The sequence below is a fragment of the Lysinibacillus sp. NPDC093216 genome, assembly GCF_050280325.1.
Taxonomy (GTDB): Bacteria; Bacillota; Bacilli; order Bacillales_A; family Planococcaceae; genus Lysinibacillus.
In genome coordinates this window covers 181,968-204,533 of the sequence record NZ_JBNNVB010000001.1, presented here as the reverse complement: position 1 = coordinate 204,533, position 22,566 = coordinate 181,968, and the positions used below count along the sequence as shown (strand labels likewise).

Here is a 22,566-nt window from a genome sequence, read left to right as displayed (position 1 = left end):
GTCGGAACGGAAATCAACCACACGTTTTGGTGATGATCCCACATTATGCCTTTGATGTAGAACCAGAGATAAATTGGGGGAGATTTTTTGGTACAAGTACATACATGTCAGAATGGTGTTCGTATTGTGTCTGAGCAAATCGATCATGTAAGATCCGTTGCGCTAGGCATTTTTGTTAATGCAGGATCTCGTTATGAGCTTCCTGAGGAAAATGGCATTACGCATTTTATAGAACACATGCTTTTTAAAGGGACAAAAACTCGAACAGCTCGCCAAATTGCTGAAGAATTTGACCGAATTGGTGGAGAGTTAAATGCCTTTACATCCAAGGAAAACACTTGTTATTATGCAAAGGTTTTAGACCATCATGCAGAGCTTGCAGTTACAATATTAGCGGATATGTTCTTTAATTCTTCGTTTGCAGAGGAAGAGTTAGAGAAGGAAAGACAAGTTGTACTAGAGGAAATATTAATGAGTGAAGACGCAGCTGATGACGATGTTCATGAAAAGCTATGGGGAGTCATGTATCCAAACGACGCACTTGGTCGTCCAATTCTCGGAACTGCGACTACTTTAAAAACATTTACAGCAGATATGATACGTAACTATATGGCGAAACATTATGGTCCAGAATCAGTTGTTATTTCAATAGCGGGAAATATTTCTGCGAAGCTCATGCAAACAATTGAAGACTTATTTGGCCAATACCAGCAATCTCCACTTGCGGTAGAGCCTGTGCTTTCGAATCCTCATTTTTATCCAGGAGAGATTTCAAAAACTCGCGATACGGAGCAAGCGCATTTGGCCATTTCTTATCCAGCAATTGGTGTGAAAAATCCAGATATGTATAGCTTTATTGCACTTAATAATATTATTGGTGGTAATATGAGCTCTCGTCTGTTCCAAGAAGTACGCGAAGAACGTGGTTTAGCCTATTCAATATTTTCTTATCAATCCTGTTATGCAGATGTTGGCGCATTTACGATTTATGGTAGTACAAGTCGTCAGCAATTATCACAGCTTCAACATACAATTGATGCGACATTACTTGATATCGTAGCAGGTGGTGTGACCGAGGAAGAACTTATGAATGCGAAGGAGCAGCTGAAGGGTAGTTTTGTACTCGGTCTAGAGGGGACAGGCGCTCGAATGAATCGCAACGGTACAAGTGAGTTAGTGCATCGCAGACATCGTTCTGTAGACGAAGTATTAGCGTCCATCGAGGCCGTATCTATGGAATCGGTAGATCGCTTAATAGCAAAAATCTTGAAAGCTGAGCCAGCCATTTCAATTATTGGCCCAGAGGCTTAAAAAAGGTTGCCATTTAGGCAACCTTTTCTCTATTCAGTTTCTTTAAAAAACCTCTCTTGCTAAATATAAGGTATGGGTTTGAAGTAAAATAAAATTACTAATGATTATACTTATGATTGAAGGAATTAAAATAATTATCAAAAAGTTTTCGACTACTTGTGATAAAAAGTAATGGATAGGGAAATTAATTATAAAAATAAGGAAGATGGCTGTTATCATTCTAAAATAACGCATCCGCTTTGTCTCGTCTAGATGATGGATATAAAACTGAATGGAGATGAGTAAAGAAGCACTGCTAATATAGGCGAAGTACATGGCAAAATGCTCTGGAAAATTACCATCAGCTACATTTTGAGAAAAATAAGCAGGTGCTATTAGAACAAAAAGTAGCATCACGATGCCGTGACAATATAGAAAATCAGCTTGTAGCTGTGTTTTTCTCGTCAAAGGCAGACTATTGACAAACAATTCCCATTTTACTTTTTGATCGTCCTCATAGATTCCTCCAACAATGGAAGCAGAAAAAACTACAGCAAATATTACTATTGCGGGATTATCTAAAAAAGGTATTTTCATGTAACTTAGGATCATACAAATAATAACTGCAAAAAGAATGGACCATTTTTGGACCATAATTCTTTGTAAAAGTAAAGCCTGCATTATCTCTTTCCCTCCTAGAATTCTTTACGTTGATAAATTGCGGTTGAAATAAGAGAGGACAGCCATAAGATTAAAAGGCCAGCAAAAGGAGCAAAAAACATATACTTTTTTAAGTTGGATAATGTTAATGTCATATCTGGAACATACTCTTTTAAAAGACCAAATAAGAAACCGGGTATGAAGCAAAGAGCAATAAGAACCATTCTTCCCTTTATAGAACCAAATTTAATGTAGATCGGTAATAATAGTGCTAACATACAAAAGGCTAATGTCACAAGAAGATTAAATGTTGGAAAAAACTCCGCTGATGCCCAGTTATTCGTAAAACGATGAATAATAAATACAATCGGTAGTGCGAGTATAAGCCCAAAAAGCATAAGAAGGATGCTAAGTATATATTTACTAAGTATTATGTCCCCTTTTGAAATGGGTAAAGTATTTGCATATTTATCCCAACTGCTTTGTTCATCATAGGTAAGAGCAGTTATAGTTTGAAAGGTCACGATAAATATAATTATTGTAAAGAGCATTAAACCTTGTTGCATAAAAATTGATATAAATAGGAAAAAAATTAGCACGAAGGCCTGTGTTTTAATTTGACGTTGAATCGACATTAAATCTTTTAAGATAAGACCTGCCATGTTCAAACACTACCCTTCACATAAAATAGCATGATATCTTCTATAGAAGGCTTTTCAAGGGAAAATACCTCATTTACTTCATTTTTTAGAACCAAGGCTTCTATTCCAAAGGCTCCATTACGTTTTCTTATAATGGCATGTTCCGGTATTACGCTTACTTCCTCATTATTTCCTTTAAATATGCCGTACTCATAGACAAGTACATCCTTACTTTCGCTAAATAAAATTTCCCCATTATGAATGAGTGTAATGTAGTCAGCTATCTTTTCTAAATCACTTGTTATATGAGAAGAAAACAGGATGCTATGTGTTTCATCCTGCATAAACGTTAAAAATAAATCGAGAATTTCATCACGTATAATCGGATCTAGCCCACTCGTTGGTTCATCTAAAATTAAAAGTTTTGGATGATGCGACAATGCTAATGCTATGGAAAGCTTCATCCTCATTCCTCGGGATAATTCTTTAACCTTCTTCCTCTCCGGAACTTTAAATTGTGCTAATCGCTCAAAATAATAGCCTGAATCCCATGTTTTAAAAACTTTTTTCATAATTTTGTCGAGTTGTGCCGCATTAAGTGTTTCAGGCACATGTAAATCGTCAAAAACCACACCGATGTCGTTTTTTATCGATAATTCATGTTCGACAATATCCTTACCAAATAGCAAAATTTCGCCATATTCTTTTTTGAGTAGGTTAAGTATGCATTTAATTGTAGTAGACTTCCCAGCACCGTTTTCTCCTACAAAACCCATGACAGTGCCTTGAGGTACTGAAAAACTTACATCATTAAGAGAAAACCCTTCAAAGCTTTTATGTAAATCATGAACTTCAATAGCATTCATTTAGTTGTCCTCCTCCAAAATTAATGAAAGTAACTCCTGTACTTCTTCTTTTGTCAGCCCAGCAGTTTTGGCCGTTTTCACTGCTTTTTGCATATGCTCCTCAACTTGACGTAATAATTCCTCTCGTAGAAAATCTTGATTTCGTTCTGTAACAAAACTTCCTTTTCCAGCTACTGTTTCGATAAATCCATCTCGCTCTAAATCAGCATAAGCTCGCTTCGTTGTCATAACGCTAATTTTTAAATCCTTTGCAAGTGCACGAATAGATGGTAGTGCGTCACCTGCCTGTAATTTATTGGCTAGTATCGCTTCCTTAAGCTGTACGGTTATTTGCTCATAGATGGGTTTATCACTTGCGTTGCTTAAATGAATATGCACAAATTTCTCACCTCACACGACTGTATATACACACTATACACAGTATGGTTAATAAATGCAATATTTTCATACTTTGGGTAAGGGTCACGAATTGCAAAAACTCGGCATATATTGGGGTAACGGTTCAAGGAGGGAGATGAGGAATGCTACTATCAGAGATGGTGGATAAAGAGTTAATTCAAGTTGAGGGTGGCGTACATTTTGGTATATTGGCACATACAGAATGTCTAATAGATGTGCAAACAGGAAAGATTCATGGTTTTGAGATTGTTAAAGATAAATTGCCATTCCAAAAAAAGAAAGTAAAAGTTAGTGAAATGATACCTTGGCATGAAATTATACTAATTGGAGAAGATCGTATTTTATTTAACAAAACAACGACGGTTCAGTCAGAATTTTTACAGTGAGGTGAGCTTTTGGAAAATGAAAAATGGCTTGTTATCGGTGAGGATCTAAGGTTAAAGGAATTAGCTACAATGCTAAGAAGCCCATCGAGAACGGTATTTTATAAAAGAACATCAGTTTGGAATGAAGAGTTAAATAAACTTGTATTAGAATTTCAACCAAATAGAATTATTCTTCCCATCCTTCCACTAAAAATTGAAGTGGAACAGCTTTATGGGATATCTCAAGTTAAGTTTTATACAGGGCGTTTGACTATGCATTGGAAGCAATTGCTTGAGAAGAATGAAACAAATTGTTATTTACAACAAGAATCTTTTATTTGGCAAAACGCACGATTAACAGCCGAGGGATTTATCGCCACGTTTTACGGACTCGAGCAAAAATGCATTTACGGACAAAACTTTACTATCGCAGGTTTTGGACGCACAGCCAAAATGCTCGCCTCTTTACTCGTCAAGATGGGCGCTAATGTCCATATAGTTGCGCGTTCAGTTGTACAAGTGAGTGAAGCAAAGGCATATGGTTATAAAGCTACGAATTTAGACGACCGCAAATGGTCAATTAATGATGGGATTTTTATCAATACGATTCCAGCTAAATGGATTACAGAATCATTCCTAGATCATGTCCCAGCTGTCCTATATGATTTGGCTTCAGAGCCTGGCTGTTTAGATATAGACACTGAGCAATTACAAACGTACGTACTATTGCCATCATTACCTGGGAAATACTTTGCACATGATGCAGCTACAATATTGTGCAAGGCAATAGAGGAGGAAGAAAATTGCTATTAGGTAAACGAATTGGTTTAGGTATTACAGCCTCTCACTGTACGTATGAGGATGTAGTACCTAAAATTCAAAACTTTATAGATGCAGGAGCAACAGTTGTTCCAATAATTACGCATTCTGTGTTACATGCGGCTACGCGTTTTGGTACCGGGGAGGAGTGGATTGCAAAAATAGAGGAATTGACTGGAGAAAAGGTTATATCCTCTATTAAAGAGGCAGAACCATTCGGACCATCCAATCCATTGGATGCGATGGTTATAGCGCCGATGACTGGCAATAGTATTAGTAAATTTGCTAATGCAGCAACAGATAGTCCGGTCTTGATGGCTGCTAAGGCAACATTACGTAACGGTTCGCCTGTTGTCCTAGGCATCTCAACAAATGATGCACTTGGCTTAAATGGTATGAATATTATGAGACTGCTAAATGCTAAAAACATTTACTTTATTCCATTCGGGCAAGACTCCCCACATTCCAAGCCAAATTCCTTGATTGCTGATTTTGATCAAATGGTCGCAACTGTTCATGAAGCGATTACGGAGAAAAAGCAATTACAACCACTGTTTATACAATATTTCAAATAATTCACGAATTGCACACAATTTTCAGTATTTTTGTGATACAATAGCACACATTATGTAACATGTATTCAAGGAGAGATGACAGATGACAAAGCAGTTAACAGTTGCGGTTGTTGGAGCAACAGGGGCAGTAGGCACAAAAATGATGGAACAGCTAATTAAACGGAATTTTCCAATCGGAGATATTAAGTTCTTAGCTTCTGCACGTTCAGCAGGGAAACCAATCGAATTTAATGGTAAGACATATACAATTGAAGAAGCGACACCTGAAGCTTTTGAAGGCGTCAATGTCGCTTTATTCTCAGCTGGTGGTTCTGTATCAGCGGAGTTAGCGCCAGAAGCGGCAAAACGTGGTGCCGTAGTGATCGATAATACGAGCCATTTCCGCATGGATCCAGAGGTACCACTAGTTGTGCCTGAAGTAAATCGTGGCGATCTTGCTAAGCATAAAGGGATTATTGCGAATCCAAACTGCTCTACAATTCAAATGATGGCTGCACTTGAACCTATTCGTAATGAATTTGGCTTAAGAAAAATTATTGTATCAACATACCAAGCAGTTTCAGGTGCAGGTATTTCTGCTATTCAAGAATTAAAGGCACAAAGTGAAAATTGGGATGCAGGTAAGGATGTAGAAGCAAATATTTTACCTTCTGGTAGCGACAAACGTCATTATCCAATCGCTCGTAATGTCATTCCACAAATTGATAAATTTACAGACAATGGCTTTACATACGAAGAAATGAAAATGATTAATGAAACGAAGAAAATCATGCATGCACCAGAGCTAAACGTAGCAGCAACTTGTGTTCGTGTGCCAGTCGTTTCAGGACACTCTGAATCTGTTTATATTGAAGTAGAAAAAGAAGCAACGGTACAGGAGATTTTTGAAGTATTACGCAGTGCACCAGGTGTAGTATTACAAGATGATATCGCAACACAAACTTACCCAATGCCTATCTATGCAGAAGGGGAAGATGCTACTTATGTAGGACGTATCCGACAAGATTTAGACAATAAAAAAGGATTCCATCTATGGATCGTTTCTGACAATCTTTTAAAAGGCGCTGCATTAAACTCTATTCAAATTGCAGAAGCAATGCTGGAGGATAACTTACTATAAGAGGGGTGTAAGGATGAATTTAGGTCGAATTGGAACGGCGATGATTACGCCGTTCAAAGAAGATGGCACGATTAATTATCCAGAACTAGAACGTATTATTAATTATTTGATTGATAATGGTACAGATTGTATTGTCGCATGTGGCACAACCTCTGAAAACCCAACTATGTCCACAGAAGAAAAAATTGAAGTTGTACGCTTTACAGTAGAAAAAGTAGCAGGCCGTGTACCCGTAATTGCAGGTACAGGGGATAACGAGACTGCTTACTCTATTGCAATGACGCACAAGGCAGAAGAAAATGGTGCAGATGGTATCATGCTTGTAGCACCATATTATAATAAGCCAAATCAACGCGGTATTTTTGCGCATTTTGAAACAATTGCAAAAGAAACAAGTTTACCTGTCATGCTTTATAACGTGCCAGGACGTACAGGTGTCAATGTTGCCTATGAAACTTCCGTTGCTTTAAGTAAAATTCCTAATATTTCATGGATTAAAGAAGCGAGTGGAAATTTAGATCAAATGGGCGATATTATTGAGAATGTTGATTCAGATGATGATTTCTTCGTGTATAGTGGGGACGATGGTTTAACACTTCCACTACTAGCAATAGGTGGAGCAGGGATTATTTCAGTTGCTGCTCATGTTGTTGGAAATGATATGCAATTAATGATTAAAGCGTTTGAAGAAGGAAATCACGAGCTAGCAGCCAAAATTCACCGAGCATTATTACCACTTGTACGTGCGTTGTTCGCACAGCCAAACCCATCGCCTGTAAAATACGCGATGACCAAATTAGGCTTTGATACACTTAATGTTCGCCTGCCAATGATGGAAATGACAGATGAAGAAAAAGCAAACTTTGACCGAATTTGGGATACGTATCAAGAAAAAGCGAAAAGCTTTAGAAAAATAAGTACCTTTAGTTAAATCCTTAGACCGTAAACAAACGTGAGATTTTTTAGTTTGTTTACGGTCTTTTTTCTTTTGTTAGAAAATAGAGAATAAGACCGGTGAACCGGAGGGAGGCCCCCTCAGGTAAGGCGGAGATCCGCTCGGGTAGGAGTGGAAACTGCTCAGGTAAGGCGGAGATCCGCTCGGGTAGGAGTGAAAACTGCTCAGGTAAGGCAGAGATCCGCTCGGGTAGGAGTGAAAACTGCTCAGGTAAGGCAGAGATCCGCTCGGGTAGGAGTGGAAACTGCTCAGGTACAGCTAATATCCGCTCAGGCGCTAGAACAACCATACAGAGAATGGTTTACAAACGGCGATATATCCCATTCCAAAAACCTACGTCACTAAATAAAAGACAAAAATTAGACCTTTCACAATGCCACATACTCAACCTGCTTTCCATCTATTAGTAATAAAATTAGCAATAAATTTCTGTTTCTATCATGAAAGTTGAATTTTTAATTTGTGCAAAAGCTTTGCAAACCGTATAATAAATTTTAAGTGGTTGCTGTTCGGGATATTTTTAGGAGGAAATAAATTGACAAAAAAGAAAAATGAATTAATTCGCATCATCCCACTTGGTGGCGTGGGCGAAATTGGGAAAGCAATGTACGTAGTAGAAATTGACGAAGAGCTATTTGTAGTGGATAGCGGCTTAATGTTCCCTGAAGACGAAATGCTGGGCATTGATATCGTGATTCCGGATATTACGTATTTAGAAGAAAATAAAGATCGTGTGAAAGGCATTTTCTTAACACATGGTCATGAAGATGCAATTGGCTCGATTGCCTATGTATTACAAAAAGTGAAAGCGCCAGTGTACGGATCAAAATTAACAATTGCACTTGCAAAGGAACATTTAAAAGAATTGCCTGCACCACATCAGGTGAAATTCTTTGAGGTTACGAACCGTAGTCGTATGAATTTTAACTCAACGTATGTGACATTCTTCCATACAACACATAGTATTCCCGATTCGTTAGGGGTAGTGTTCCATACATCTGAAGGAGCAATTGTTCATACAGGGGAGTTTAAATTCGATCAATCAGCGACAGGTAAATTTAAGCCTGATTTAGCAAAAATGGCTCAGTTAGGGGAAGAAGGCGTATTTATTCTATTATCTGAGTCGAGTGAAGCTGAGCGACCAGGTTATACGACATCTGAGATTGTGATTGAAGAGCAATTATCAAAAACATTCCATTCAGCACCAGGTCGTATTTTAGTTGCTGTTTATGCATCGAATTTTATCCGTGTTCAACAAGTACTTACACAAGCTCAAAAGTCTTTCCGTAAAGTAGTCATCGTAGGAAAACCTTTAGAAAAAGCTGTGGATTTAGGTGTACAGCTAGGTTACTTAACGGCTGGGGAAGATACAATCATCCCTATCTCAGAAATGCAAAAGTATCAAGATGATGAGATTATTATTATTGCTACAGGTAATAAAGGGGAGCCACTTGATGCATTAGAGAAAATCGTCCGCAAACATCACCGAGACATTAAAATAAAGCAAGATGATACAGTATTAATTACTTTTACACCATCTCCTAGTATGGAAGTACAGATGGCTAATACGATGAACTCTATCGCAAAAGCAGGCGCTGAAATTCTAACATCTAGCAAAAATGTACATGTGTCGGGTCACGGTAGCCAAGAGGATTTAAAATTAATGCTAAATTTAATGCAACCGAAGTACTTTATCCCTGTGCAAGGTGAGTACCGTATGCTTATTGCTCACTCAAAGCTTGCTCAACAACTAGGTATGCAAAAATCACAAATTTTTATCGCCGATAAAGGGGATATTGTAGAATATAAAAATGGTAAAATGCGAATGAGTGGCCGTGTACAAGCTGGTAATGTATTAATAGACGGTATTGGTGTTGGCGATGTAGGCAACATCGTACTTCGCGATCGTAAGTTATTATCGCAGGATGGAATTTTCATTGTTGTTGTAACGTTAAACCGTGCTCAAAAGAAAATTGCATCTGGTCCGGAAATTTTATCGCGTGGTTTCGTATATGTACGCGAATCAGAAGAATTAATGGTAGAAGCTTCTGAGATTGCGAAAACTGTTATTGAAAAATACGTTGGTAAAGATACATTTGAATGGACAAACATTAAACAAGAAATTCGAGATACACTGAATACGTATTTATTCCAAAAAACGAAGCGCCGCCCAATGATTATCCCAATCATTATGGAATATTAAAAATGAAACATCATCGTTGAATGAAAAAGGATTTTCTAACCGAATGTAAACGGTGGAAAATCCTTTTTTTGGCTCAAACCTAAAAGTTGGGAATGGCATTTGTTGAAACATATATCATTTATATAAGTTGATTGGGGTGAAGGCTGGGTGACTCCTTGGGGATTAGCAATAGAGAAACGAAGGCTAAAATCATCACGTCCTGTGTTAACGCCTTCGTGGCCAACATCGTGCCGCTTTCGCTATGTTAGCACTACGCTTTCGCGCAAAAAACATCCTGCCGCTGCGTCAGCGACAAATGTTTTATCTGTGCGAAAGCGTAGCGACAGCAACAACAAATGTTTTCTGCGCGAAAGCGAAGCGTCAGCGACAAAGCGCCCAGCCGGAACGGAAATCAACCACACGTTATGGTGAAGAGTCTATTTTTTGAAATAATCAAGTTCTACATGTTATTATTCGCTACATATATAGAATGGATTACAAAAGAAGGTGAAATAGATGGCGACTAGTAGAAAAAGAAAAGTCTCGAAAACAAAAGCGACTACAGAAAAAAAAGAAATGCATCCGCTTATGTATGAAATTTTAGGGCTTATCTTAATTGCATTAGCAGTTATTATGATTTTTGAATATGGCATGATTGGACGTATTCTCCAAACAATGGCAATGTTTCTTTTAGGGAATTTACATTTTGCTGTGCCATTTATGCTTATATTTGTTGCGTTATTACTGATGATTGGGCGGAAAAAAGTAAGTATTTATGATCGTCTCATATTAGGTATGCTCCTCATTGTTATGAGTTTAACAATTTTTAGTCACGGCATTCTTTTTGAACAATTATCAAAATCTGGAGGTTTATTATCAGATTCTGTGTTGCGAGAATCTTGGCGAATTTTAATTAATTCAGAGGGTATTATCCATCGAAGTAATGCACTTGGCGGAGGTATGATTGGTGCACTGTTATTCAGTGCTCTACATGTATTATTTGAGGCAACAGGTGCGAAGGTCGTTGCATGGGTTATTTTCTTTATCGGCTTAATTTTAGTAACAGGAAAGGCGCTTGTTCCATATTTAGCGGACAAAATGCCTGATCTTTTTGGAAAATGGCAAAAGAAACATCGTGAAAAGAAAAAAAATGTGCCAAAGAAACCTAAGAATCGCCGTTCAAAAGTAGAAAGCAAGGATGAAATCGCAGCTGTCGAACAGGAGCCTGAGGTACAAGCGGAGGAAGAAGCTTCTCATGAACCAATTATCTCTGCCTTTACTCAAAATGTATCTCATGAACGAGAAGAATATGCAACAGCTGAAAATGAAGATATTGAACATGGAGAAATTGTTGATGATGTCCATATCGAAGGGGCAGATGCTGTAGAAAATGCAGATTATCAACTGCCGTCTTATAATCTATTACAATTACCGCCACAGCATGACCAAAGTGGCGAATATTCTGTCATTCAGGCAAATGCGAAAAAGCTTGAGCAAACTTTGCAAAGCTTTGGTGTAAAGGCAAAAGTAACGCAGGTTCATTTAGGCCCAGCTGTAACGAAATACGAAATATTACCAGATATAGGCGTGAAAGTAAGTAAAATTGTAAACTTACAGGATGATCTTGCCTTAGCACTTGCTGCAAAGGATATTCGTATGGAAGCACCTATTCCTGGAAAGTCTGCGATTGGCATTGAAGTACCAAATAGTGAGGTAGCAATTGTTACACTTCGGGAAGTGTTAGAGTCTAAAGATGGTGCAAAGCCAGAAGCTTTATTACAAGTCGCATTAGGTCGTGATATTACTGGACAAGCAGTACTCGCCGAGCTCAATAAAATGCCACATTTACTTGTTGCAGGTTCGACGGGTAGTGGGAAAAGTGTGTGTATAAATGGTATTGTCGTATCAATTCTAATGCGTACAAAACCACATGAGGTAAAGCTAATGATGATTGACCCGAAAATGGTGGAGTTAAATGTTTATAATGGAATTCCTCATCTACTGGCACCAGTTGTTACGGATGCTCGTAAAGCGTCTCAGGCGCTGAAGAAAGTTGTGGCTGAAATGGAGCGCCGTTATGATTTATTTTCTCATACAGGTACTCGTAATATTGAAGGTTACAACGGTCATGTACAAAAAGTCAATGAGCAAACGGATGAAAAACATCCGAAATTACCTTATATTGTGGTAATTGTAGATGAGTTAGCGGACTTAATGATGGTTGCCTCAAGTGATGTAGAGGATTCTATTACACGTTTAGCACAAATGGCACGTGCAGCAGGGATTCATTTAATTATTGCAACCCAACGACCAAGTGTTGATGTATTGACAGGTGTTATTAAAGCAAATATTCCTTCGCGTATTGCCTTTGCGGTTTCATCATCAATCGATTCTAGAACGATATTAGATATGGGTGGAGCAGAACGTTTACTCGGTCGAGGAGATATGCTGTTTTTACCTGCCGGTGCATCTAAACCAAAACGTGTGCAAGGTGCCTTTTTATCAGATCAAGAAGTTGAGTCAGTTGTTACCTTTGTTATAGAACAGCAAAAAGCACAGTATCAGGAGGAAATGATTCCGACCGAAGAAGAGACAATTTTAGAGGAAACGGACGAATTATTTGATGAGGCTGTGCAGTTAGTTGTGAGTATGCAGACGGCCTCTGTTTCGATGTTGCAGCGCCGCTTCCGTATCGGCTATTCGAGAGCTGCTCGTATTGTCGATCAAATGGAACAACGTGGTATTGTCGGGCCTCCAGAGGGTAGTAAGCCTCGACAAGTGCTCATTCATCAATACGATAATTAGTACCAAAACAACGACAAAAAATGAATAATGTTGAATATATCAAGTAGGCCCAAATTCATTTCAAATTTCGGAAGCAATTACGCTAAGGTGTAATTGCTTTCAGTCTATAAAAATGTTATATTTATGAACGATTAGTAGGAATGTTGTACATCAGATGTCTGATCTCTGATTTTGGTGGTGATATATGTGACTATTAAAGCTGATCATCGTCATCTCTATCTTCAAGTAATTGATCGTTTAAAGTCTGACATTGAAACAGGCATTTTTAAAGAAAATGAAAAACTGCCTTCAGAGTTTGAATTATCGAAATCACTAGGAGTCAGTCGAGCAACTCTTAGAGAAGCGCTACGACTGTTGGAAGAGGAAAATGTTATTGTACGTCGACATGGGGTGGGGACTTTTGTAAACCCTAAACCGTTGTTTACTTCAGGAATCGAGCATTTATCGAGCATTTCTTCTATGATCGAGGCAGCAGGTATGGAACCCGGTTCCCGCTTTTTAAAGGCGACGGAAAGCATACCTTCTGAGGAAGATTTAAAACGCTTCCAATGTGATGGCGAAGATAAAATACTCACAATTGAACGTGTCAGAACAGCGGATGGCGAGCCGGTAGTATACTGCATAGACAGATTACCAGCAAGTTTCCTGCCAACTGACTTTGTTGAAAAAAAAGAAGTTTCACTTTTCTCTGCACTTGAACAATCTGGTAAAATTCATGTTGCCTATGCCGTTACATATATTGATCCAATCGGGTATCATGAGCAAGCTTCACCGATTTTAAATTGCGGGCGTGAAACAGCTCTTTTAGTATTAAAGCAGTTGCATTACGATGATCATGATCAAGTAGTGCTGTATTCAAAAAATTATTTCCGAGCTGATAAATTCAGCTTCCATGTAGTTCGTAAACGGGTGTAGAACATTTCTAAATTTTTTTCCTGCTAATTACAATACCTTTGGGGGGTTATCAAAATGAAAAAACGTAAATTTGGCTTAGTATTATCATCAGTTTTAGCTGCAAGTGCAATCTTAGGTGCATGTGGTACGAAAGACGAAGAAAAACCTGCAAAAGAAAAAGAAAACGCTTCATCAGGCGAAAGCAAAAAAGAAGATGTGTTCTCAGTAGCAATGGTTACTGACGTAGGTGGTGTTGATGATAAATCATTCAACCAATCCGCTTGGGAAGGTGTTCAAGCTTACGGTAAAGAAAATAACCTAAAAGAAGGTAATGGCGGCTTCGCTTACTTACAATCAAAATCAGACGCTGACTATGAATCAAATTTAAACGCATTATTACGTCGTGACTTTAATTTAGTTTTTGGTATTGGTTATTTGATGGAAGATGCTATGACTGCAATAGCTGAAGAAAATCCAGATAAAAAATTCGCAATCGTTGACGCTTCAGTAAAAGCAGACAACGTAGCATCTATTATGTTCAAAGAGCAAGAAGGTGCCTTCTTAGCTGGTGTAGCTGCTGCAAAAATGACTAAAACAGGAAAAATCGGCTTCGTTGGTGGAGGAGATATTCCCGTAATTAATCGCTTTGAAGCTGGATTCGTTGAAGGAGCTAAAACAGTAAATCCGGATATTGATATTCAAAGAAAATATACAGGCGCATTTGATAAAGCTGATCTTGGTAAAATGACAGCTAACAGCATGTATTCTTCAGGCGTAGATATTATCTTCCACGCTGCTGGTGCAACTGGTAACGGTGTATTCTCTGAGGCGAAGGAACGTAAGAAAAAAGATCCTAATGCAAATGTATGGGTAATTGGTGTAGATGCTGACCAATACGAAGAAGGTAAAGTAGATGATAAAACAAACGTTACTTTAACTTCTATGTTAAAAGGTGTTAACGCAGCAGTTATAGATATTTCAAATAAAGCTAAAAACGGTGAATTCCCTGGTGGCAAAACGCTTACTTATGGTTTAGCTGAAGACGGCGTGAAACTTGCAGATTCTCGTGGTGCAATCCCAGCAGATGTTCAAACTGTTATTGATGAATATAAAGAAAAAATTGCTAAAGGTGAAATTAAAGTTCCAGAAAAAGTGAAAAAATAATTCATCTTTTGATCATCATAAGGGACTCTTAAAAGGCCCTTATGATGATTTTTCAATCTATCGTTATATTTTGACTATTTGCAATACTCTATTTGATTCTATTTGTTTACCATAGAGGTAGTAATTTTTCTATGAGTTTATCGTAAGAATAGTAATGATGGTAACAAGTTAATAGAAGAAAGGTTTCTAACGATGACCTTTCCTGTATTAATTTATCTTCATTCAGAAGAATATCTACCTCTATTAGTGAGACAAGACATGCATGAATTTTTTGTTAATAGGGTATATAATGCCACTGAACGAAGATGGAACCTCTGGCTGAGGTCATTGCTGTCGATGTTAAAAAACGTTGAACTAACAGTGACTATGGCTAGTATTATTAAGTTTGTCTCAAACAAATATAGAAAACGGTTTCAAAAACTGGACGTATTGTTTATCTTTGCGAAATGGAGTGTTAACGAAGCGTCAGTAACACATGTTTTCTGTAGCGAAAGCAAAGCGACAGCTACACATGTTTTCTGTAGCGAAAGCGAAGCGGTAGCTACAAAATGTTTTACGTAGCGAAAGCAAAGCGACAGCTACAAAATGTTTTACGTAGCGAAAGCAAAGCGACAGCTACGAAATGTTTTCTGTGGCGAAAGCAAAGCAACAGCCACAATTACGCCAAGGCGAAATTGATAAAAGTGCCTATTAAGGGAGTGACGAAATTGGAATACGTGATTGAGATGCTAGGAATCCGAAAAGAATTCGGTAATTTCGTGGCAAATAATAATATCACCCTCCAACTGAAAAAAGGCGAAATCCATGCATTACTAGGTGAAAATGGTGCAGGTAAATCGACTTTAATGAACGTCCTTTTTGGTTTGTATCAACCAGAAGGCGGCGAAATTCGAGTTCGTGGGAAGGCTGTTAAAATTACAAATCCAAATGTGGCCAATGATCTAGGGATTGGTATGGTACATCAACACTTTATGTTGGTGGAAAATTTTACAGTAACAGAGAATATTATTTTAGGTTCTGAACCTACAAAAATGGGTGTTATTAATATTAAAGATGCGGCAAAGAAAGTACAGGCACTTTCCGAAAAGTATGGTTTAGATGTTGATCCATATGCCAAAATCGAGAATATTACAGTAGGGATGCAACAGCGTGTTGAAATTTTAAAGACATTATACCGCGGTGCAGAAATTTTAATCTTTGACGAACCTACTGCATCTTTAACACCACAGGAGATTACAGAGCTTATTCAAATAATGCGCCGTTTAATTGAAGAAGGCAAATCCATTATTTTGATTACCCATAAGCTAAAAGAAATTATGGAAGTCTCTGACCGTGTGACGATTATCAGAAAAGGGGAAGGGATTGGAACAGTTACAACTGCTGAAACAAATCCTAACCAATTAGCTGAAATGATGGTTGGTCGCCAAGTCGAATTTAAAACAGAAAAAACAGAAGCAAATCCAACTGATGAAGTACTTGCAATTGAAAACTTGATTGTTACAGACTATCGTAATATCGATAAAGTAAAAGGGTTGAACTTAAAAGTACGCAAAGGTGAAATTGTTGGTATTGCGGGTATCGATGGAAACGGACAATCTGAGTTAATCGAGGCCATAACGGGTCTACGTAAAATTAAAAGTGGTAACGTTAAATTAAATGGCAAAGATATAACAAATATGAAGCCTCGGAAAATTACGGAGGAAGGCGTTGGACATATCCCACAAGACCGTCATAAACACGGTTTAGTATTAGATTTCCCAATTGGCCACAATATCGCACTGCAAACATATTATCAGTCTCCAATCGCTAAGGGCTTTGTTATGGACTACAAGAAAGTGTCTGAAAAAGCGCGCCAAATTATTGAAGAATATGATGTTCGTACTGGTAATGGTGAAATGACACCGGCTCGTGCCCTTTCAGGTGGTAACCAGCAAAAAGCGATTATCGGTCGTGAAATTGATCGTAATCCTGATTTATTGATCGCAGCATTACCAACACGTGGTCTTGACGTAGGGGCAATTGAATTTATTCACTCTCGCCTTATTGAGCAACGTGATAAAGGAAAAGCAGTACTGTTAATTTCATTTGAATTAGATGAAGTCATGAATGTTTCGGACCGTATTGCCGTTATTTATGATGGTCAAATTGTGGATGAATTAAATCCAAAAGAAACAACAGAACAAGAGCTAGGTCTATTAATGGCAGGACAAAATAGTAAAAATAATACGAATGGTGCGAAGGAGGGGAACGACTAATGTCAAATCGTGTCATTAATATACTCGTTCCTATCATCTCTATCATTATCGGTTTAATCGTTGGTGCTATCGTGATGGTAGTCAGCGGCTATGACCCAGTACAAGGTTATAGCGCCCTTTGGACAGGTATTTTTGGAGATTCATATTCAATTGGGAACACAATCCGTCAAATAACACCGTATATATTGGCGGGTCTTGCGGTAGCATTTGCCTTCCGCACAGGGTTATTCAACATCGGTGTTGAAGGTCAGCTAATTTTAGGTTGGCTAGCAGCAGCTTGGGTAGGATATGCATTTGATCTACCTAAAATCATTCACTTACCATTAGCATTACTTGCGGCAGCAGCTGCAGGTGCATTTTGGGCCTTTATTGCAGGTTTCTTAAAAGCGAAATTTAAAGTTCACGAAGTTATTGCGACAATTATGTTAAACTACACTGCGCTTTATATTGCGAATGCAGTTATTAAAAACTTGTCTGACGGTGGCTTTAAAACAGAACGAGTTCATGAATCAGCTTCATTACGTTCTCCGTTTTTAAGAGAGCTAACAGACAATTCAAGTCTTCACTATGGCATCATTGTTGCACTGTTAATGGTAATAGTTATGTGGTTCATTTTAGAAAAAACAACACGCGGATATGAGCTTAAAGCGGTAGGATTTAATAAGCATGCTGCAGATTATGCTGGTATGAGCGTCAACAAAAACATTATTTTAGCTATGACGATTTCAGGTATGTTCGCAGGTCTTGGTGGTGCTATGGAGGCACTAGGTACTTTCGGAAACGTCTCTATTAAACCAGGCTTTACAGGTATTGGTTTCGATGGGATCGCTGTTGCCTTACTTGGTGCCAACACGCCACTAGGGGTAGTATTCGGAGCTTCATTATTCGGCTCACTTAAATACGGAGCGCTAAATATGCCGAATGCTGCAGGTATTCCAGAGGAAATCGTATCTATTATTATCGCGTTAATTATTTTCTTCGTGGCATCAGGCTATATTATTCGAGTAGCATTACAAAAGTTGAGCAAGAAAAAGGAGGGACAATAACATGGGCTTTTTAGAAATGTTATATTTCATCATCCCTTCGGCGATTCTTTATGCAACACCTTTAATTTTTACAGCAATCGGTGGTGTATTCTCTGAACGTTCTGGTGTAGTAAACATCGGATTAGAAGGTTTAATGATTGTTGGCGCATTTGTTGGTATTTATGTCAATTTAGAATATGCTGCAACATTCGGTTCAGCAACAATTTGGATGGCAATGCTGGCAGCTTTCATTATTGGGGGAATCTTCTCACTTCTCCATGCAGTTGCGTCTATTTCCTTCCGTGCCGATCAAACAGTATCGGGGGTTGCTATCAACTTATTAGGTTTAGCGGTATCTGTATTCTTGGTAAAAATGATTTATGATAAAGGTCAAACAGATATGATTGACCAAACCTATGCAATAAATCGTTTCGCTATCCCTTATTTAGAGGACATACCGTTCTTTGGTCCATTATTATTCCAAAATGTCTACAGTACATCGATATTAGCTTTTGCAGTAGCTTTTGGAGCATGGTTTATCATTTATAAAACACCATTTGGGTTACGTTTACGCGCTGTCGGTGAACATCCAATGGCTGCAGATACGATGGGTGTAAACGTTAATAGAATGCGCTATATTGCTGTTGTTATCTCTGGGGCATTAGGTGGTCTTGGTGGTGCAGTGTACGCGCAATCAATTGCAGGCAATTTCTCACATGCAACAATTGCCGGCCAAGGCTTTATGGCCATTGCTGCAATGATTTTCGGTAAATGGCATCCGATCGGTGCATTAGGTGCAGCTTTATTCTTCGGAGTAGCACAAACGTTAAGTGTTGCAGGAAGCGGAATTCCTTATATTCAAGATATTCCTGCTGTGTACCTACAAATTTTACCGTACGTCTTAACGATCTTTGCATTAGCAGGATTTATCGGTAAAGCAAATGCACCAAAAGCTAGTGGCCAACCTTATATTAAAGGGAAACGCTAATAACAAACATATAAATTGTTGATACTAAAGACTGGGCGAAAATGCTCAGTCTTTTTCCTTGTACATATCTCAAGTGTTTGGGAAAATAATGGTTGGAGGATGATCTTTATTTGCTAATATGAACAGGTTCATCAATCAATAAAAGTAACTTCCATACATTTCATATACATACTTTGGATTCTTTTTGCAATTATAGACAATAGACATGTATAGTATGTGTAGTACTTTGTTATATTAAGAAAGATAAGGAGGGTTCTATATATGTTTAAAACAATACCTTTAGCAAAAGGTGTCAATTTGCATATCCGACAAACGACCCAATTTAAAACCGTAAATTTTTCAATTAAATGGAGAAGAGCTTTAACGGCGACAAATGCGTCTGAACGTACAGTGTTAACAAATGTATTGCAACACAGTAATGCTAAATATAAGACAACCGCTGCATTCCGAAGTTTCTTGGATGACTTGTATGGCACAGTGTTATATTTTGACACATCTAAACGTGGTAATGAACATACAGTACTGATGAATGTAGAAGCCGTTAATGATCATTATTTGGCAAATGCAAGTGTTTTAAACGAGGTACTTGATTTATTGCACACAGCAATATTTGAACCGAATTTAGAAAATGGTGTATTTAAGGAATCGATTGTGGAACGTGAAAAGAAAACAGTCATTCAGCGTATTGAGTCCATTTTTGACGATAAATCTCGTTTTGCGCAGCAACGCATTCAACAAATATTACGTCCGAATGAACCGGCCTCTATTTCTGCTAATGGAACTGTCGAGGACATTCAACAAATTACCCCTACATCATTGTTTGAAGCATATCAATCCATGCTTGCTAACGATAAAATAGACATTTATGTCGCGGGTGATATAAATGAAGACGAAATCGTAGCGAAACTAAAAGAAGCGCTGCCGTTTAATGATCGTACACCTGAAGAAATTCCTGCTGTACTTCCACAACAGCATCCGCAAAATGATTATGTACGTGAACAACAAGAAATGAAGCAAGGAAAGATGCATATTGGCTTTAGTACACCAGTACGATTTGGTGACGCTGATTTCGCCAAAATGCAAATCTTTAATGGCGTATTCGGTGGCTACCCTCACGCCAAATTATTTATGAATGTTCGTGAAAAGGAAAGCTTAGCCTACTATGCGTCTAGCTCATTTGCATCACATTATGGCTTAGTCTTTGTTGTGTCTGGGATTGAACCAAAGAATGAAGAAAAAGCGCTATCACTAATTAAGGAACAACTTGCTGTTATGCAAGCGGGCGATATTACAGATTTGGAAATAGAGCAAACAAAAGCAATGCTGACGAATCAGCTAAAAGAAGCATTGGATTCTGCCCGAGGACAAATAGAAATTTTTGACCAATATAAAGATTTACCCGAGGAGTTCTCTGTTGAAGCTTGGGCAAATAAATGGAAAGCTGTGACAAAGCAAGATATTGTTGAAATGGCGAAGCAAGTACAGCTAGAAGCGGTCTATTTCTTATGTGGAAAGGAGCAAGCCGCACAATGAAAACAATTGAATTCAAACAATTAGATGAAACATTGTATTATGAAAAATTAGAAAATGGCTTAGACGTCTATATATTACCGAAAAAAGGCTTTTCCAAAACATTTGTAACGTTCACCACAAAATACGGCTCTGTTGACCGTACATTTGTGCCAATTGGTGGAACTGAAAGCATTACAGTACCAGATGGCATTGCCCACTTCTTAGAGCATAAAATGTTTGAAAAAGAAGATGGAGATGTCTTCCAAAAGTTTAGTGAATTCGGTGCTTCAGCCAATGCCTTTACATCATTTACACGTACAGCGTATTTATTTTCTTCGACGAACAATATTTATAACAGCACAGAAACATTATTAAATTTTGTTCAAGAGCCTTACTTTACAGAAGCAACTGTTAATAAGGAGAAGGGCATTATTGGTCAAGAAATTACGATGTACGACGATCAACCAGATTGGCGCCTATATTTTGGTACAATCGAAAATATGTATCATAATCATCCAGTAAAAATTGATATCGCTGGTACAATAGAGTCGATTGATGGCATTACTGCGGACCATTTATATACGTGCTACAATACATTTTATCATCCGTCCAATATGTTATTGTTTGTCATTGGTGCAGTAGATCCTAATGAAATGATGACGTTTATTCGTGACAATCAAGACAAAAAAGAATTCCCTGAACCAACACCAATTCAACGTTTCTTCGATCAAGAACCGACAGATGTTGCTATCAAAGAACGTGAATTGCATATGGATGTACAAAAGCCTAAGGTCTATATCGGCTTAAAAGCGAAAGAAACAAATCTTTCTGGGCGTGACATGTTAAAACATGAGCTGTCTGTTCAAATTGCACTTGAACTTATTTTTGGACGTACATCTAAATTTTATGAGACCGTCTATGACGATGGATTAATCGATGAAACGTATGCATTTGATTTCACGTTAGAAAATGGCTTTGGATTTGCTATGATTGGCTCAGATTCTACAGACCCGGCTGCATTAGAGAAAGCTATTAAGGAAGAATTAGCAAAGTATGATAGAGATGCACATTTTGAAAGTGCCGATTTAGAACGAGTAAAACGTAAAAAAATAGGTTTCTTCCTACGTGCACTGAACTCTATTGAATTTATCGCCAACCAATTTACACGTTATTCGTTTAATGATATGAATTTGTTCGATGTTGTGCCTGTACTAGAAGAACTAACGATTGAAGATTTGAAAAAAGCATTTTCTTCAGTTCAAGGTGAATCTCAACAAACTGTCTTTAAAATTTTACCTACAGAAAAGGGCGTACAGTGAAAAAGTTTGCCCTCGTTTTAGGTGCATCGGGTGAGATTGGCCGTGCTATTTGTCGAAGTCTGGCAGAAGATGGTTGGTCCATCTACATACACTTTTCAAACAATGAAAAAGCAGCACAGGCTCTATACTGCTCCCTTTCAGAAAGTTTCCCTGCACAGGAGTTTATGCTTGTACAGGGAGATTTTTCGAAAGCGTCCGGGGCACAATTGCTAGCATCACAAATTTTTAATGTGCAAGCGATTGTCTTTGCAAATGGTCAAGCACATTATTCTCTGCTTGAAGATACTACGGTGGAGGATATGGATGCATTATGGCGTGTCCATGTACAAAATCCAATGCGTCTGACGGCATTGCTGTCATCAAAGCTACGCGCTCATGATGTCAGCTATGTGCTTTTTATTGGTTCAATTTGGGGAGAAGCTGGATCGGCTGGTGAAGCACTTTACGCAACTGTGAAGGGCGCCCAACATGCTTTTGTGAAGTCATATGCGAAAGAAGCCGCACTATCACGTATTCGTGTTAATGCCATTGCACCTGGTTTTATTAATACCTCGATGAACAATCATTTAAGCGAAGAGGAACTTGAATATATTTTAGACGACATTCCACTAGGTATAACTGGACAAACAACGGATGTTGCTGAAATGGTACGTTTCTATCTTTCTGGAAAAGCAGATTATGTAACGGGACAAGTTATTCGATTAAACGGTGGCTGGTACATATAATGTTCTT

Annotated in this window: 20 protein-coding genes; 16 read left to right on the top strand and 4 right to left on the bottom strand. The window is 38.1% G+C overall.

Annotated elements, in window-relative coordinates; all coding sequences use genetic code 11:
* The first annotated feature begins 87 nt into the window (after positions 1-87).
* Positions 88-1,311: a M16 family metallopeptidase gene (locus ACQKOG_RS01010; RefSeq protein ID WP_427444512.1), complete on the top strand. Its 1,224-nt coding sequence runs from the start codon at positions 88-90 to the stop codon at positions 1,309-1,311.
* Between the two features lie 42 nt (positions 1,312-1,353).
* Here ACQKOG_RS01010 and ACQKOG_RS01005 read toward each other — a convergent pair whose 3' ends face one another.
* From ACQKOG_RS01005 to ACQKOG_RS00990, 4 genes are read right to left on the bottom strand one after another with little or no spacing between them, the layout of a single operon-like run.
* Complete coding sequence (locus tag ACQKOG_RS01005; protein ID WP_427444509.1) at positions 1,354-1,971, bottom strand: ABC-2 transporter permease; 618 nt, start codon at positions 1,969-1,971, stop codon at positions 1,354-1,356.
* Between the two features lie 14 nt (positions 1,972-1,985).
* Positions 1,986-2,612, bottom strand: coding sequence for an ABC-2 transporter permease (locus ACQKOG_RS01000; protein WP_370075187.1), 627 nt, complete (start codon positions 2,610-2,612; stop codon positions 1,986-1,988).
* A gap of 2 nt (positions 2,613-2,614) precedes the next feature.
* The gene (locus ACQKOG_RS00995) at positions 2,615-3,457 is read right to left on the bottom strand and encodes an ABC transporter ATP-binding protein (RefSeq protein ID WP_370075186.1); all 843 of its coding nucleotides are present in this window, start codon (positions 3,455-3,457) and stop codon (positions 2,615-2,617) included.
* Positions 3,458-3,835, bottom strand: a complete 378-nt coding sequence (locus tag ACQKOG_RS00990; RefSeq protein ID WP_323645092.1) for a GntR family transcriptional regulator — start codon at positions 3,833-3,835, stop codon at positions 3,458-3,460.
* 143 nt (positions 3,836-3,978) lie between these two features.
* Between ACQKOG_RS00990 and ACQKOG_RS00985 the strand changes: the two genes are divergently transcribed.
* From ACQKOG_RS00985 to ymfI, 15 genes are all read left to right on the top strand, one after another.
* Positions 3,979-4,242: a YlmC/YmxH family sporulation protein gene (locus ACQKOG_RS00985; protein WP_370075185.1), complete on the top strand. Its 264-nt coding sequence runs from the start codon at positions 3,979-3,981 to the stop codon at positions 4,240-4,242.
* Between the two features lie 9 nt (positions 4,243-4,251).
* Entirely contained in the window at positions 4,252-5,034 is a 783-nt protein-coding gene (locus tag ACQKOG_RS00980; RefSeq protein ID WP_370075184.1) for a dipicolinate synthase, read from the top strand.
* Positions 5,025-5,615 carry a dipicolinate synthase subunit B gene (locus tag ACQKOG_RS00975; RefSeq protein WP_370075183.1) on the top strand — a complete coding sequence of 197 codons (591 nt, stop codon included), beginning with the start codon at positions 5,025-5,027 and terminating at the stop codon, positions 5,613-5,615. The genes ACQKOG_RS00980 and ACQKOG_RS00975 overlap by 10 nt, the downstream gene beginning before the upstream one ends.
* Positions 5,616-5,697: 82 nt before the next feature.
* Positions 5,698-6,735, top strand: coding sequence for an aspartate-semialdehyde dehydrogenase (locus ACQKOG_RS00970; RefSeq protein WP_427444503.1), 1,038 nt, complete (start codon positions 5,698-5,700; stop codon positions 6,733-6,735).
* Positions 6,736-6,748: 13 nt separating this feature from the next.
* Positions 6,749-7,666: a 4-hydroxy-tetrahydrodipicolinate synthase gene (dapA, locus tag ACQKOG_RS00965; RefSeq protein WP_370075181.1), complete on the top strand. Its 918-nt coding sequence runs from the start codon at positions 6,749-6,751 to the stop codon at positions 7,664-7,666.
* 559 nt (positions 7,667-8,225) lie between these two features.
* Entirely contained in the window at positions 8,226-9,893 is a 1,668-nt protein-coding gene (locus tag ACQKOG_RS00960; protein ID WP_427444501.1) for a ribonuclease J, read from the top strand.
* 495 nt (positions 9,894-10,388) lie between these two features.
* Entirely contained in the window at positions 10,389-12,677 is a 2,289-nt protein-coding gene (locus ACQKOG_RS00955) for an FtsK/SpoIIIE family DNA translocase (protein ID WP_402868098.1), read from the top strand.
* 186 nt (positions 12,678-12,863) lie between these two features.
* Positions 12,864-13,592, top strand: coding sequence for a GntR family transcriptional regulator (locus ACQKOG_RS00950; protein WP_132357384.1), 729 nt, complete (start codon positions 12,864-12,866; stop codon positions 13,590-13,592).
* Between the two features lie 54 nt (positions 13,593-13,646).
* Positions 13,647-14,735 (top strand): BMP family lipoprotein, encoded by a 1,089-nt coding sequence (locus ACQKOG_RS00945; RefSeq protein ID WP_427444498.1) that lies wholly within the window; start codon positions 13,647-13,649, stop codon positions 14,733-14,735.
* Positions 14,736-15,442: 707 nt separating this feature from the next.
* Positions 15,443-16,990, top strand: coding sequence for an ABC transporter ATP-binding protein (locus ACQKOG_RS00940; RefSeq protein WP_370075177.1), 1,548 nt, complete (start codon positions 15,443-15,445; stop codon positions 16,988-16,990).
* Positions 16,990-18,036 (top strand): ABC transporter permease, encoded by a 1,047-nt coding sequence (locus ACQKOG_RS00935; protein ID WP_370075176.1) that lies wholly within the window; start codon positions 16,990-16,992, stop codon positions 18,034-18,036. Before ACQKOG_RS00940 ends, ACQKOG_RS00935 begins: the two co-directional genes overlap by 1 nt.
* Position 18,037: 1 nt before the next feature.
* Entirely contained in the window at positions 18,038-19,003 is a 966-nt protein-coding gene (locus ACQKOG_RS00930; protein WP_370075175.1) for an ABC transporter permease, read from the top strand.
* Between the two features lie 261 nt (positions 19,004-19,264).
* Positions 19,265-20,536, top strand: coding sequence for an EF-P 5-aminopentanol modification-associated protein YfmF (gene yfmF / locus ACQKOG_RS00925; protein ID WP_402868090.1), 1,272 nt, complete (start codon positions 19,265-19,267; stop codon positions 20,534-20,536).
* Entirely contained in the window at positions 20,533-21,834 is a 1,302-nt protein-coding gene (yfmH, locus tag ACQKOG_RS00920; RefSeq protein ID WP_370075173.1) for an EF-P 5-aminopentanol modification-associated protein YfmH, read from the top strand. Before yfmF ends, yfmH begins: the two co-directional genes overlap by 4 nt.
* Positions 21,831-22,559: an elongation factor P 5-aminopentanone reductase gene (gene ymfI, locus ACQKOG_RS00915; RefSeq protein ID WP_427444491.1), complete on the top strand. Its 729-nt coding sequence runs from the start codon at positions 21,831-21,833 to the stop codon at positions 22,557-22,559. The genes yfmH and ymfI overlap by 4 nt, the downstream gene beginning before the upstream one ends.
* Positions 22,560-22,566: the final 7 nt, after the last annotated feature.

Coding starts and splice junctions, on each gene's coding strand:
- yfmH (WP_370075173.1), top strand. CDS start 20,533: ATGAAAACAATTGAATTCAAACAATTAGATGAAACATTGTATTATGAA.
- dapA (WP_370075181.1), top strand. CDS start 6,749: ATGAATTTAGGTCGAATTGGAACGGCGATGATTACGCCGTTCAAAGAA.
- ACQKOG_RS01000 (WP_370075187.1), bottom strand. CDS start 2,612: ATGGCAGGTCTTATCTTAAAAGATTTAATGTCGATTCAACGTCAAATT.
- ACQKOG_RS00945 (WP_427444498.1), top strand. CDS start 13,647: ATGAAAAAACGTAAATTTGGCTTAGTATTATCATCAGTTTTAGCTGCA.
- yfmF (WP_402868090.1), top strand. CDS start 19,265: ATGTTTAAAACAATACCTTTAGCAAAAGGTGTCAATTTGCATATCCGA.
- ACQKOG_RS00985 (WP_370075185.1), top strand. CDS start 3,979: ATGCTACTATCAGAGATGGTGGATAAAGAGTTAATTCAAGTTGAGGGT.
- ACQKOG_RS00930 (WP_370075175.1), top strand. CDS start 18,038: ATGGGCTTTTTAGAAATGTTATATTTCATCATCCCTTCGGCGATTCTT.
- ACQKOG_RS00970 (WP_427444503.1), top strand. CDS start 5,698: ATGACAAAGCAGTTAACAGTTGCGGTTGTTGGAGCAACAGGGGCAGTA.
- ACQKOG_RS00995 (WP_370075186.1), bottom strand. CDS start 3,457: ATGAATGCTATTGAAGTTCATGATTTACATAAAAGCTTTGAAGGGTTT.
- ACQKOG_RS00935 (WP_370075176.1), top strand. CDS start 16,990: ATGTCAAATCGTGTCATTAATATACTCGTTCCTATCATCTCTATCATT.
- ACQKOG_RS01005 (WP_427444509.1), bottom strand. CDS start 1,971: ATGCAGGCTTTACTTTTACAAAGAATTATGGTCCAAAAATGGTCCATT.
- ACQKOG_RS00955 (WP_402868098.1), top strand. CDS start 10,389: ATGGCGACTAGTAGAAAAAGAAAAGTCTCGAAAACAAAAGCGACTACA.